We start from the raw sequence: 10,663 nt of genomic DNA on the forward strand, positions 1-10,663 counted from the left end.
ATTGCAATCTCGATCCTACGAAATCTGGAAGAATGGACTTACGACGCAGGTCGTTCCTTGGGACAATGATTCCGAATATGAAACGGATTTTGCTTTCAAGCTTTATAAAAGGAGAAATGTTATAATTTCAACTTCTCAAAAACACTAACATGTTTGATGAAAGTAAGCGTATTCTTTTCCATCCCAATAAATCTGACCACCTCCCACCTCGGAAGCTTCGATTTCTATCGATGGATTATCCAATATTAACGGTTTAAGAACTTCACCTTCTTCGGTTATTCCGGGTTCATTTTCCCGCAAACGATTGATCTTCCAAACGTCGATGTAATCCTGATTATCGTCTAGTGCATCTTTAAAAATTGTTCCTGCTCCTAATACAAAAACCTCGAAAGTCTTTCCATGGATTACAACAAACCCTTTCTTGTTGGTTTTCGTTTCTACAATCGCAAGAGCGATATCTTTTGTTCCATCTCCATTGAAGTCTTCCTCCAAAAACAATGCGTTCAGTCGGTCTTCAATTTGGTATTTATTTTCCGAAATCAAACTAGCAATCGCCTTCGAATCGGAAACCCATTTTGGCAGTTTTGCGGTTATATCGGATGATGATTTGCGATCTTTAGCGTAAGCCTGAAGATTCGTAGCGGTATCTAAATCTGTTTCTATGATTGTACTATCTTCCAACGGACGCTGTTCCTCGGATTTGATTTGACCACAACTACTAAGCAATAATATTCCAGATGCTAACGAAACGATTTGCTTATTCATATGATGAATATTTAAAAATGTGGCTCAAATATACAAATTACAAAGATGCAATCCGTCTCAAGCGAATGAGATGAAGGTAATTGCATAATTCATTTTGGAACAATTTTCGTAAATTACTGAAGACTAATGACCACAAAAGTGATTTTTGATTCGAATACTTACTTAAAATCTACAATTCTTATTGGTATTTTACACTTCGGAATAACATTTTGTTCTGCTCAAAGCATTCGTTTGGAACCATTCCTACCAAAAGAATATCAATATAATATTAAAGCAGAGAAAGAACAGGAAGGTATGTTTGCCACGAATTATGAGGCTATCCACCCCGAAACGGACATCGCTCCTTTCGAAATTATTGTCAATGAAGTGCCCACAAGCATTATGAATATTAAAGATGTAGTGGCGCGTTTTGAAGAAACCGCAGCAAATTATGGTTCAGATATTCAGTTACATCTTCTAAACAAAGAAGATAAGCAGAAAACCAATCGGAGATTATACAAAATGTCGCATGAATTATCGACGATTTTGATGTTAATGATGGAGAAAGGCGATCGATTTACGATGATTGAAGTAGAATTTCATCCCGAAGATTTTGAAACGGTTTCGCTGGAAAGGTGGCAAGAGGCTTTTTGGCAGGTCAAATAGCGAATTAGTGTTTGAAAACTTTCCCACACGACAAGCAGACGTATTTCTAAGCTTATGAGTTTAACGCAAAAAATCCCTCATCTTTCGATGAAGGATTTTTCCGCGGAGAGTGAGGGATTCGAACCCCCGGACCTGTGACAGTCAACAGTTTTCAAGACTGCCGCATTCGACCACTCTGCCAACTCTCCGCGACAAAAGTAGAAATTCTGATCAGATTCACAAAATTTAATTTCAAAATATCTGAATCTATCAATAAGCCGTTTTAAATGCGATTAAGCAAACATCTGATAAGCAATAGCATAGAATCCTTCTTGATCAAACTTACCCTAAAAAAAAATTATCACCTTGTTAGAAAAATGTCGAAGATTTAAAAATCCAGCAAACTATTTGACAAAATTATTTTGGAAAAATCGCGCAAATAGCTACTTTTGCTCCACAATAAGGATGCGCCAATAGCTCAGTTGGATAGAGCAACGGTTTTCTAAACCGTCGGTCAGGGGTTCGAATCCCTTTTGGCGTACCACTTCAAAACATGTTTAAAAGCCCTTTTTTAATAGATTAAGGGCTTTTTTTATGGTTTACACGCTCGTTTTACGGAACATTTGGTAAAACTTTGTTACCTGTTTTGAGGATAACTTTGCGATATTTGTTCCGTAAATGTTCCGCAAAAGTTCCACATGGCTACAATCAATTACTATCTATCATTCAAAAAATATGATTCAACCTATGGTGTCAAATATCTTTTGATACACAATAGAACGAAGAAGCACCTCTCCTCTTCTATCTTCCTCGTTACATCACAGGTTAAAAAAACAAAAAAGCGAGGATCTGACTCTTACGACTTTTCAATCAAAGATACTCAGGTGCTAGACAAGGTAAATGCTGAACTTGCGGAGTACCGCCGGAAGATCGGCGAGATAGGTCCTCGATTAGCGATGTTGGACGTCGAAGATTTAAAGACGATGCTAAATACGGTTGAGCATTCGGGATATGTAGACTTTATCCGGTTCTATCGCGAATATTTGGAAAGACTGTTAGCCGACGGAAAGGTGGGTACACACCGAACTTTACGATCTCCTCTTAACCACCTTACGGACTTTATAAAAACAGTCAATGCCAACGATGTTGACTCTGTATTCCTAAAGGAATTTGAAGCACATCTGAGGAAAGAAAAAACAATTACTAGGTCAAACCATGGAAAAGCAGAACACATCGTTAAATCATCGCTGGATGATCCGGGCGTATTCAAGGTAATGGAAGCTATACGAAACATCCACAACAAGTGTAAAGAGGCATACAACAGCGAACGAAATACCGTTATCACATCCGAACCATTCAAGTACTATAAGATGCCTAAGTACAAGATGAAGCGTAAAGATATGGATAAAGATATTGTCCAGAAGATTATCGCGTTCCGAGATGCGCAGCTGGATGGCCGCAAGGCATTGGCGAGAGACATATTTATGTTATCATTCTATTTGTGCGGAATGAACGCTAAGGACATGTATGATGGGAAGTATATTATTAAAGATGGACGCTTAGAATATGAAAGAGCAAAGACCGCTGGCAGACGATCAGACAACGCTTTCATAAGTGTTAATGTACCAGATGTAGCAATCTCCCTATTAGAAACATATAACGTAGCATTTTTGCACAGGAGATTCGCTAATCACGAAGGTTTTAAACAAGCTCTTAGTAGCGGTATGAAAGGATCAGGCTTTACTTTCTACAATGCTCGGGATTCGTTCGCATCGATAGCCGTTAATATTTGTAAGTTCAATCACAATATGGTCGAATCAGCGTTAAACCACTTCGATGAATCAAAAGTAATAAATCGTTACGCCGCTAGAGATTGGTCAATTATTGACGAGGTACAGGAAGGTGTTCTAAGCAAGATTATTTAGACATTAGCAATTCTTCTCTGCCCACTTATAAAACTCGTCAGTTGATATCTCTAGAGACTTAAGATTTGTTCTAATGTGAAAAGGCGGTATTTCTTTCTCAGCTCCTTGTAAAACGATGTTTCGTAAGCAACCAGGGCAGTCCCAATGATGGTGGGATGATTTTATTCTCTTTTTTGTACAACCTAGCGAAACTAAAAACTTTTCCCAGCACTTTACTTTTACGGGTCGATTATTACCCATAAACTATACCAGTTCAAATTCTTTTTCACTAATAACAGTATCCTCGTCCAATTCAAATTCACGAAGTATGCCCTCTTTATCAATATGAGCTTTCTTACTAAGATCTTTCTCAAAAAGACGATTTCTTTCCCAACCTAGTTTTTTCAGTTCTCTAAACACTAATGCTTTAGGCTTAGTCATCAATGCATGACCAAAGTCAGGTAGGACAGAATCTTTCATCATCAACTCCGCCTCTTCATCTGTTCGACCATAGGAGGAAAGGTTTAACGAGGGAATATAAAATATTATGAAGTCACCCTCTTCAAAGCTCACAGCCCTCACGTGACCTTTTATTGATTTAGATCCTAATTTTAAATACTCTTTATCTTCGAAACTCATTGACTTAAAATGCGTATTTATTATCTGCGCCCCGCAATTTAAAATATTTTATATATATGTTGTATATATATTTATAAGTATTTAAATATATTTTTACTTAATCCTTATATTTCCGTACGCTATCAGATATCTGGATAATACGCAATCGATCATACTGTTTTTTAAAACTTTAAAAGGAATATTAATACTCAAGGTTAAACGATTTATACCTCTGCAATACATTCCCAATAAAATCACATATTTGATTAAACTAACAGAAGATTTAGCGTTTAGTCAGAAATTACCGATTGTAAATATTCGAGCTCCTACTATAAATGGAATTGTAACAAAACATCAAAGGTTAGATGTATCTATAATGTAATCGGTTTTAATCGGATTTAATATATTAGATTTTAGTTTAGTGTAAGTGATACACACGGTTTTTGATCCATTATAGGAAAGACTGATACGCAAACCTTCTTGCTCCCAGAACAAAATATATTCTTTTGGATCCATCCAGTGCAATGGAATTCTATCATCTTTAAGTTTGTAATCAGTTTTGGATGGTATAAGATCAACCAAACCTAAATATTGCCCCGGCACTCCATACTTTTCCATTAAGCTATTTCTCAATCCTGTAAAATAATTGATGAAATCATCACCTAAACCGTAAACAGTCGATGTACCCTTATTCATCGAATTATCTTGTATATAAAACTGTATTTCTGAAGGTTTGTCAGCAAACAATATATTTTTATAGGCTACTCCAAGTGTGTTCTTCGCATACTTTCGGTGCCCCATACTTTTCATTGCGCTGATTATTTCCGATTGAGACGAGCCAAAATTAACCCCTAAAAAATCGGCCTTTTGACTCAAAACTTTGAATGAAAATAAAGTTAGACATAGTAATAGAAACATTTTCGTCATAATAATTCAATATTAATCCTCAACAATTTTAGCCAAGTCAACTAATCCTTCATCAAAGTCTTTCGTGTAAATAACACGAGATAATTCAAGCGCGAAAAAACTTTTTTTTGATAACTTTAAACTAAAGACGCTACTTGGAGCTTCGATTTTAACCGCCTGATCTCTCGACCAAGTTGTCAAAGCTTTCTGTGGCATTCCTTCTGCAAAAACATAATACCCCCTATTCAAGCTGTCATACACGTAAACCGTACGCGGTATGCTGCTTTGAATTTTATCATTTTCAAGATCGAACGTCCGCTTGTCGATAGCGCCAGACTCTCTTAGCGAGTTTAATTTGTATAGCCTATCGACATAATCTCCCGAATCCTTTCTATTAGCACTATCGAGTAGCTCCCTCTCAAATTTTTCAGTAGATCTTCGCTTTGAAGCAAGTGCTATTATACCTCCTATGAGCGGAGATAATAAAAGAGATACAGTAAAGGCTCCGAAAAAACCGATCTTCCTGTCGCTGCCTATTGCGCCTATGACAACTGAAAGTATTATCCATAAAAAGAAATATCCCATATTGATCAGTTTTTTATAACCATCTCTCGCTGATAAACTCGCTTGACTTCTTTTAAATATATTGGTTTGACTGGATTAAAATCATTGTTCTGTGATCTAAGATAGATATAATCATCTTCAATCTTTTCGTATTCCTTCAATATAATTCCATCTATCGTCTGGAAAACGTAAACACGGCCTTTTACAAGGTGATTAAAGTTCTCGATTGGAGTTCCTACGAAGTATTCCCCAGGCATATAATCGGTAACCATACTCAATCCGTCGATTTCAAAAGCAAAGCACTCGGATCCGATAAATGGGAAGTAAACCTTTTCGACATTTTGCTCAAGCAGCACAGTGTCTCCATATCCCTCAAGAAAACCACCTTGAGCTTTTATAGGAACTACCCACATATTAGGAGTGCCATTTCCTTTGAATACTGCCGGCTTAGCGTTAGATTTTGACAGATCATCACCCCAAATCTGGTTTTCGCTAACATTAAAGGAGTTCGTGATTTTTAAAACCGTATCGCGCTCTAATGATTTCGATTTGTAATACCGATGCAATTGAACTGAACTGACTCCCAACTTTGACGCCAATTCCTCGTTAGTCGGCTTATGATCAAAACCGTACGATTTATAATCTGTCTTTACTCCTCCAATAAATAGACGAAATTTTTCACCTTGATAATCAGGCATTTGCAATATTTATAACTATATAATTACTATTTAATTTGCAAGTATTACTATTATAGTTACATTTGTATATGCAAACATTAATACTTGTCTGTATCAGCAGTGCAAATATAGTATTATTGTTAACATTGTTAATATTAAAATTGATATTTATGACTGTTAATGACATTTCTATGACTGACATTCCTATGAATTGGCGGTCTTTAAAGAAAAAAGGTAGATCGGGAACGATTATGCCTGCTTTGAGAGATCTTCCTGTGGGCAAAGCCATAGAGGTTGCTAATTACGGAACAGCAAGAGTCTACGTTTCCAAATTAAATGGAGAGTTTGACGATAGGGAATACAACTTATTCCCAAATGATGGATCATATTTCATTGGGAGGACAGCTTAATGAATCAGCTAGCGAACATCCAAAATACGATGTCAAGCCGTGAAATATCGGAAATGACAGGTAAGCCACATAATGACTTAATGAAGTCTATCCGTAAAATGGAAGCTTCTTGGTGTAAAGTACGTGGAGGAAATTTTTCCCTGACATACTATGAAACAAGTTTACCTAATGGAGGTACGAGAAAAGACCCTGAGTACCTACTTAATAAAATAGAGTGTCTTTACATCGCTACCAAGTTCAACGATGAAGCGCGTGCAATCTTGATTAACCGTTGGGAAGAGTTGGAGCAACAACAGGCGACCGCACCAAACCAATTAAGCCGAATGGACATCTTGAACCTTGCTATGGAAGCGGAAAAGGAAAACCAGCAGCTTAGGCAAGTCGTGGAAGTGCAGGAGAAGAAGCTTTGTCAAAAATCCGCAAAAGAATCGTTTGCCGAGCATATCACAGATGAAGAGAAATACATCCTTACCGCTACAGCTATAGGAAGTAGACTTGGGATTTCGGCAAAGGAACTAAACAAACAACTTTTGGCGATGGGTATTATCCGCGTTCTCGGCGATGATTATTCTATGACTTCTAAATATGCTAACTCTGGATATGGCAAAAGAATTGCAATGGATGTCCGCAATGCAAAAACGGTAGAACGACTGAGATTCTCATACTACGGTGAAGCATTTATAGTGGATAAAATAAAAGGTCTTGATAAGACTCGATACACTACGAAGTCTATCCCGGTAACTAAAGGGACTAACTTAATCTACTAGATCATGAAAACCTACGAGATAGACGAAATAAGCTTAAACAAGCTGCTAAAGAACGCTAGCAGATTGGGAGCGGTGCAAGCTCTTATTGATGTAGGCATGACTAATCCTACTATAGGAGTAAACGAAGCAATAAAGAAATACGGAAAGAATAACATCAAGCTTTGGGAGAAGATGAAGATCATCGAACGCGTTCAAAAAGGCATGGGAGCAAAACAATACTTCTCCGTATCAGACCTAAATCAAGCGGCTCTGCACGTGAAAAGGTACGATTACCTTACCGTCAAGGAACGAAACGAAATAAAATAATAATCTGATAATAAATCATTTAAGCAAATCGATAACGATATGCTAGGCGTGAGCTATGCCTTTAAAATAGATCAAAAACAGGGGTTCAAAAGGCAAAGCGGTTCGATTCACGCACTCCCCTACTACAGTCCGAATAGCACGTTTGGGACTATAATCAAAAGCAATAGTTCTTTGAATTCAGGTAGACCACCATGCACGCATGGCAAAGCAGAATAAGGGTTAATCTTCTCCCCTGCGAAGTGGCAAAAAGATAACGGAAGCTAGTTTGGTTAGCGATGTGCTATAGGCGACATCTTAATTCATATCCGACCGATATGTCCTAACGACTAGCAACCTGTGTAAACACCATATCCGGAAGGTCCGGTATGTAGGGTTCGATTCCCTTGTATGGTGCAACCCTTGTAAGCAGATGAATGGTGCTAACCGTGTTGGGTTACATAATGCTGGAGACGGTTGACTTCATGGACAGTAATAGAGATACGGACATGACCGGACGGGTTTATCTCGGCAACGATGAGTTAGCCAAAAAGAGTGACAAATCGGAAAAACAATGGTTGGACTGTAAATCCATATCGAAAGTTAGCGCCTGACGGCTCGGAAAGACGAGCATTTGGAGAGGTGGCGGAATTGGTATACGCAACCACAGAGCGTGCAGGGAGTTAGGCTGAATGTAAGACCCTGCGTTGGTTCAGCAGTTACAGGTTCGAATCCTGTCCTCTCCACTCCCAAAATGCCCAACTTTTTTGCAGTAGTCTGTAGGCTAAATTAAACACATCTGAAAACTGCTACTAGCCCCTTGATTGGGGCTTTTTCATTTTAAAACTATCAACAACACACATATGAGCGATACTTTGACTATTGAGCAGATAGCAGAATATCTGGTCAACAAAACGCTATCCAAGCCACAATTGACACAACGCGAAGCTTCCGAATTATACGGTGAGCAGCGCGTTGGCAAATGGATCAGAGCTGGGCTTCTAAAACCCGCATCACAAAATGGTAGAGGTACGAAAACCTACTATGATCATAAAAAGATCATCAAGCTATCAAACGAATATCGAACCTATTTGAAAAAAGTATGAAAAAGATCAAACTTAAACTAGAACTATGGTGGTTCTACGCTTCGCCGATAATGAGAAATACACTCGATTTCATTGGCAAGTTAGCATTCTGTGTATTGCTGATGCTATCGTTTATCATGTTCGCTTTCTTAATTCTGAAAGGAGGTTATAGACCGTGAGTATATACAAAAAGCTTCATGAGATACAGAAATCTGTTCGCGGCTTCGCCAAAGACAAAAAAGGTCATGGATATGACTATGTATCTGGCGAAAAAGTCTTGTCAACTGTTCGGTCAAAAATGGACGAACTCGGTGTAATTCTAAAGCAGGAGATCATATCTATCGACAATGAGCGGATAGATTACCGAACAGGAATAGGTACCACATACGAGAAACCTAAATCCGAAATACTATCCAAAGTGATGATGAAGTTCACGTGGGTAGATATAGACACCGGAGATAAGGATGAAAATAGTTTCGGAGCCAACGGCCAGAATGATTGGGATAAAGGGGTAGGATCCGCAATGACATACGGCGAACGGTATTTTATTCTCAAATACTTCCATATCCCTACTGATCAGGATGACATCGACAATCTGGATCGCTCCACCCCTACTGATCAGGATGACAAAGCTAAAAAACCAAAGTCTACGACAACCCTAGAAGAAGGTAAAAAGCTAATTGAGTCAGCTGGAACTGTTGCTGCGCTTACCGAAATATACAACGAAAACCAGCACCTGCACGTAAACAAAGAATTCACCGAGGCTCTAACCTCCAAAAAGAAAAAATTAAATGGAAAATAATTTAGAAATTTTTAATGTCGACGTAAGTGGCGTGACGTTGTTAGACTTGAACAAGAAATACATTGCGAATTTAGCTGAACAAGCAAGAGTTGCATTAATGGACGGTCAAATAGATGAAATGAAGCTATTTGTCACAGCCAAAAAAGGTAAAGAGCTTTTCGAGCAATTGGAAAAAACGGTTCGACCTTTCGCAGAATCATCCGCGAGAATTGGATCGAATCAGATTTATTCAGCGTTCGGCTGCGACATCACGGAATCAATGAACGGCGTTAGGTACGACTTCACTAATTGCGATGATTCCGAATGGAACGAAATGAACGCAGAAATGACTATTCTGAAAAAACGAATGTCGGATCGCGAGAAGTTCCTAAAAACGCTAACTAAGCCGATGGCTGATCCAGAAAGCGGAGAAATTATCAATCCCCCTATCAAATCTGGAAAACTAGGTTTGAACGTAAGAATCGGTTAATGCTATCATCCGATCAGCTACGGAAATACTATCGTGGTGTAGTTATTCCACACGCTCGTGATGCTCTTATCGATGCTGGATTTGAACCGGAAGTAGTGGGAAGCTTCGAGCTTACCCACATCTTCTTCAAGAGCATTCTCCACACTCCTACCACAACCACTTTAAAAAATAAAGAATTTTCAACCTACATCATGCACGTGCAGCGGATATGCGCTACATACCTCAACTATTATGTGCCTGATGCTAACGAACAAAACTATGAACGATATACAAAAAGTAATCGAACTCATGTTGTCCAACAGTACTAAAGGTGAATTTAACTTAGCTGTATCTACACATGTGAGAATGGCCCGATTTTCCCATTTAGGAAACGAATCTGAGGACTACAGACACAAGTTTGCTGTAATTACATACTACGATGGTGACCTTAAAAACTATTCCGATGGGATGGAACAAATTAAGTTCAGTTCTTTTCTTTCAACTGTAACCAACTATATCAATTCACTACCAAATCAATTAACCAATGAACAACCTAACTAAAATCGAGGTAAGCAAACTCGATATCACACACCCTTACCGAATCGTTTGTCCAGAAATCAATTTGACACCACAGCGATTTTCCAACCACACGGAAGCCGACAAAGCGCTTATGGAAGCAAAAAACGATCGTAAGCAGGCTATCCTTTCAAAGGTAGATAAACGAACAGGCAGGACAACAATTATTGGCTACTCCGCTCCTATTACTTGGAGCTTGAAAAAATCCTAATCCACTACATACACAAACAAGAAA

16 protein-coding genes and 3 tRNA genes are annotated in these 10,663 nt (G+C 38.4%); 13 read left to right on the forward strand and 6 right to left on the reverse strand.

From position 1 onward, the window contains the following. Window positions 1-144: 144 nt before the first annotated feature. Window positions 145-765: a hypothetical protein gene (locus ACFSQ3_RS13000; RefSeq protein WP_380869983.1), complete on the reverse strand. Its 621-nt coding sequence runs from the start codon at window positions 763-765 to the stop codon at window positions 145-147. Window positions 766-996: 231 nt separating this feature from the next. Between ACFSQ3_RS13000 and ACFSQ3_RS13005 the strand changes: the two genes are divergently transcribed. After that, window positions 997-1,410, forward strand: a complete 414-nt coding sequence (locus tag ACFSQ3_RS13005) for a hypothetical protein (RefSeq protein ID WP_380869984.1) — start codon at window positions 997-999, stop codon at window positions 1,408-1,410. Window positions 1,411-1,513: 103 nt separating this feature from the next. On the opposite strand, the gene ACFSQ3_RS13010 is transcribed toward ACFSQ3_RS13005, so the two are convergent. Continuing rightward, window positions 1,514-1,598: transfer RNA gene (locus ACFSQ3_RS13010), tRNA-Ser, on the reverse strand. 258 nt (window positions 1,599-1,856) lie between these two features. Here ACFSQ3_RS13010 and ACFSQ3_RS13015 point away from each other — a divergent pair. After that, window positions 1,857-1,933, forward strand: a tRNA-Arg gene (locus tag ACFSQ3_RS13015). 340 nt (window positions 1,934-2,273) lie between these two features. Next, entirely contained in the window at window positions 2,274-3,314 is a 1,041-nt protein-coding gene (locus ACFSQ3_RS13020; RefSeq protein ID WP_380869985.1) for a phage integrase SAM-like domain-containing protein, read from the forward strand. 243 nt (window positions 3,315-3,557) lie between these two features. Here the strand turns inward: ACFSQ3_RS13020 and ACFSQ3_RS13025 are convergent, their stop codons facing one another. The 4 genes from ACFSQ3_RS13025 to ACFSQ3_RS13040 form a co-directional block, all read right to left on the reverse strand. Then, window positions 3,558-3,932, reverse strand: coding sequence for a hypothetical protein (locus tag ACFSQ3_RS13025; protein WP_380869986.1), 375 nt, complete (start codon window positions 3,930-3,932; stop codon window positions 3,558-3,560). Window positions 3,933-4,265: 333 nt separating this feature from the next. Further along, window positions 4,266-4,787 carry a hypothetical protein gene (locus tag ACFSQ3_RS13030; protein WP_380869987.1) on the reverse strand — a complete coding sequence of 174 codons (522 nt, stop codon included), beginning with the start codon at window positions 4,785-4,787 and terminating at the stop codon, window positions 4,266-4,268. 63 nt (window positions 4,788-4,850) lie between these two features. Next, window positions 4,851-5,402, reverse strand: a complete 552-nt coding sequence (locus tag ACFSQ3_RS13035; protein WP_380869988.1) for a hypothetical protein — start codon at window positions 5,400-5,402, stop codon at window positions 4,851-4,853. A 5-nt stretch (window positions 5,403-5,407) separates the two neighbouring features. Next, entirely contained in the window at window positions 5,408-6,079 is a 672-nt protein-coding gene (locus tag ACFSQ3_RS13040; RefSeq protein WP_380869989.1) for a S24 family peptidase, read from the reverse strand. A gap of 185 nt (window positions 6,080-6,264) precedes the next feature. Between ACFSQ3_RS13040 and ACFSQ3_RS13045 the strand changes: the two genes are divergently transcribed. The 10 genes from ACFSQ3_RS13045 (at window position 6,265) to ACFSQ3_RS13090 (ending at window position 10,639) form a co-directional block, all read left to right on the forward strand. After that, window positions 6,265-6,468, forward strand: coding sequence for a hypothetical protein (locus tag ACFSQ3_RS13045; RefSeq protein WP_380869990.1), 204 nt, complete (start codon window positions 6,265-6,267; stop codon window positions 6,466-6,468). Continuing rightward, window positions 6,468-7,235, forward strand: coding sequence for a Rha family transcriptional regulator (locus tag ACFSQ3_RS13050; protein ID WP_380869991.1), 768 nt, complete (start codon window positions 6,468-6,470; stop codon window positions 7,233-7,235). Before ACFSQ3_RS13045 ends, ACFSQ3_RS13050 begins: the two co-directional genes overlap by 1 nt. A 3-nt stretch (window positions 7,236-7,238) precedes the next feature. Beyond that, the gene (locus ACFSQ3_RS13055) at window positions 7,239-7,541 is read left to right on the forward strand and encodes a hypothetical protein (protein ID WP_380869992.1); all 303 of its coding nucleotides are present in this window, start codon (window positions 7,239-7,241) and stop codon (window positions 7,539-7,541) included. A gap of 440 nt (window positions 7,542-7,981) precedes the next feature. Then, on the forward strand, window positions 7,982-8,131 hold the full coding sequence (locus ACFSQ3_RS13060) for a hypothetical protein (protein WP_380869993.1): 150 nt from the start codon (window positions 7,982-7,984) through the stop codon (window positions 8,129-8,131). 22 nt (window positions 8,132-8,153) lie between these two features. Further along, window positions 8,154-8,263: transfer RNA gene (locus ACFSQ3_RS13065), tRNA-OTHER, on the forward strand. A gap of 117 nt (window positions 8,264-8,380) precedes the next feature. Continuing rightward, window positions 8,381-8,623 carry a hypothetical protein gene (locus tag ACFSQ3_RS13070; protein WP_380869994.1) on the forward strand — a complete coding sequence of 81 codons (243 nt, stop codon included), beginning with the start codon at window positions 8,381-8,383 and terminating at the stop codon, window positions 8,621-8,623. Window positions 8,624-8,777: 154 nt separating this feature from the next. Continuing rightward, window positions 8,778-9,404 carry an ERF family protein gene (locus ACFSQ3_RS13075; RefSeq protein ID WP_380869995.1) on the forward strand — a complete coding sequence of 209 codons (627 nt, stop codon included), beginning with the start codon at window positions 8,778-8,780 and terminating at the stop codon, window positions 9,402-9,404. After that, on the forward strand, window positions 9,394-9,873 hold the full coding sequence (locus tag ACFSQ3_RS13080; RefSeq protein ID WP_380869996.1) for a hypothetical protein: 480 nt from the start codon (window positions 9,394-9,396) through the stop codon (window positions 9,871-9,873). The genes ACFSQ3_RS13075 and ACFSQ3_RS13080 overlap by 11 nt, the downstream gene beginning before the upstream one ends. Then, window positions 9,873-10,181, forward strand: coding sequence for a hypothetical protein (locus ACFSQ3_RS13085; protein WP_380869997.1), 309 nt, complete (start codon window positions 9,873-9,875; stop codon window positions 10,179-10,181). Before ACFSQ3_RS13080 ends, ACFSQ3_RS13085 begins: the two co-directional genes overlap by 1 nt. A 215-nt stretch (window positions 10,182-10,396) precedes the next feature. Continuing rightward, a complete protein-coding gene (locus ACFSQ3_RS13090) occupies window positions 10,397-10,639 on the forward strand; it encodes a hypothetical protein (RefSeq protein WP_380869998.1) in 243 nt (80 codons plus the stop codon). Window positions 10,640-10,663: the final 24 nt, after the last annotated feature.

The organism is Sphingobacterium corticis (assembly GCF_042684745.1).
Classification (GTDB): domain Bacteria; phylum Bacteroidota; class Bacteroidia; order Sphingobacteriales; family Sphingobacteriaceae; genus Sphingobacterium; species Sphingobacterium corticis.

Coding starts and splice junctions, on each gene's coding strand:
- ACFSQ3_RS13000 (WP_380869983.1), bottom strand. CDS start 765: ATGAATAAGCAAATCGTTTCGTTAGCATCTGGAATATTATTGCTTAGT.
- ACFSQ3_RS13025 (WP_380869986.1), bottom strand. CDS start 3,932: ATGAGTTTCGAAGATAAAGAGTATTTAAAATTAGGATCTAAATCAATA.
- ACFSQ3_RS13035 (WP_380869988.1), bottom strand. CDS start 5,402: ATGGGATATTTCTTTTTATGGATAATACTTTCAGTTGTCATAGGCGCA.
- ACFSQ3_RS13040 (WP_380869989.1), bottom strand. CDS start 6,079: ATGCCTGATTATCAAGGTGAAAAATTTCGTCTATTTATTGGAGGAGTA.
- ACFSQ3_RS13045 (WP_380869990.1), top strand. CDS start 6,265: ATGAATTGGCGGTCTTTAAAGAAAAAAGGTAGATCGGGAACGATTATG.
- ACFSQ3_RS13050 (WP_380869991.1), top strand. CDS start 6,468: ATGAATCAGCTAGCGAACATCCAAAATACGATGTCAAGCCGTGAAATA.
- ACFSQ3_RS13055 (WP_380869992.1), top strand. CDS start 7,239: ATGAAAACCTACGAGATAGACGAAATAAGCTTAAACAAGCTGCTAAAG.
- ACFSQ3_RS13060 (WP_380869993.1), top strand. CDS start 7,982: ATGCTGGAGACGGTTGACTTCATGGACAGTAATAGAGATACGGACATG.
- ACFSQ3_RS13070 (WP_380869994.1), top strand. CDS start 8,381: ATGAGCGATACTTTGACTATTGAGCAGATAGCAGAATATCTGGTCAAC.
- ACFSQ3_RS13080 (WP_380869996.1), top strand. CDS start 9,394: ATGGAAAATAATTTAGAAATTTTTAATGTCGACGTAAGTGGCGTGACG.
- ACFSQ3_RS13085 (WP_380869997.1), top strand. CDS start 9,873: ATGCTATCATCCGATCAGCTACGGAAATACTATCGTGGTGTAGTTATT.
- ACFSQ3_RS13090 (WP_380869998.1), top strand. CDS start 10,397: ATGAACAACCTAACTAAAATCGAGGTAAGCAAACTCGATATCACACAC.